Genomic DNA, 682 nt, shown 5'->3' with positions numbered 1-682 from the left:
GCAAGTGCCTTGGCATGCTCATCATCCACAGGGCGTATACGCTCCGGCACCACAATCACATCAAGAGCAAGCTTTTGAAACTGTGCCATCACGCCCCCGCCTTTTCCATTTCTCGTAAGAATAAATCCATCGCACGCCCCGCCCATCTTCGATAAGCTTTCGCAAAAACGGGTTCTTCCAAACGCCGGTTAATCACTTGCAAAGCAAGAAAGATAGCAGTCTGCTTCCGTACTTGCATCGCAACAATACGCCGCCGCGGCACCTCAAATTGATAATGCAAAATATGAATGGCAATTTGCCGCGCTAATATCGCATCAAACAATCCATGCGGAGGGTCAATAATATACCGGATCGGTACATGCCGAAAGCCACCACTCACGGCTTTTAAAGAACAGGCAAGCATAGCTTCCAAACGTTCAGCTTCTGAATAAGGATTAAAGATTTCTCTTTTTGCCTCGGGCGTCCATAAATTATAAGCAGCAACCATAACCACCCCCTATAAAAACAATATGATTATCCCCTAATCGCCAGAACCAATCCATCCAAATGGCTGTTCTATGATGCAACTCTATGCAATTTATCTTGCCTATTTCGTACTGATCTTTAGACATTGATAAACCTTTTTATCTTATGGTATTTAAATTCATGGCAAATGCGCAAAAACGCAAAGCCGTGTAACGAA

At 44.1% G+C, this 682-nt stretch carries 2 protein-coding genes and 1 pseudogene; all 3 read right to left on the bottom strand.

The window, feature by feature from the left end; genetic code table 11:
* A pseudogene (locus ACFIQE_RS11215) lies at positions 1–146 on the bottom strand (chromosome partitioning protein); the annotation flags it as partial.
* The gene (locus ACFIQE_RS11210; protein ID WP_375633713.1) at positions 89–487 is read right to left on the bottom strand and encodes a hypothetical protein; all 399 of its coding nucleotides are present in this window, start codon (positions 485–487) and stop codon (positions 89–91) included. The gene ACFIQE_RS11210 and the pseudogene ACFIQE_RS11215, both read right to left, overlap by 58 nt.
* The gene (locus ACFIQE_RS11205; RefSeq protein WP_375702937.1) at positions 471–611 is read right to left on the bottom strand and encodes a hypothetical protein; all 141 of its coding nucleotides are present in this window, start codon (positions 609–611) and stop codon (positions 471–473) included. Before ACFIQE_RS11205 ends, ACFIQE_RS11210 begins: the two co-directional genes overlap by 17 nt.
* Positions 612–682: the final 71 nt, after the last annotated feature.

This window comes from Bartonella sp. AA1HLJMS (genome assembly GCF_042197445.1).
In the GTDB taxonomy this organism is placed as follows: domain Bacteria; phylum Pseudomonadota; class Alphaproteobacteria; order Rhizobiales; family Rhizobiaceae; genus Bartonella.
The sequence above is the reverse complement of the archived record's forward strand: the minus strand, read 5'-3'. Positions and strand labels throughout refer to the sequence as shown.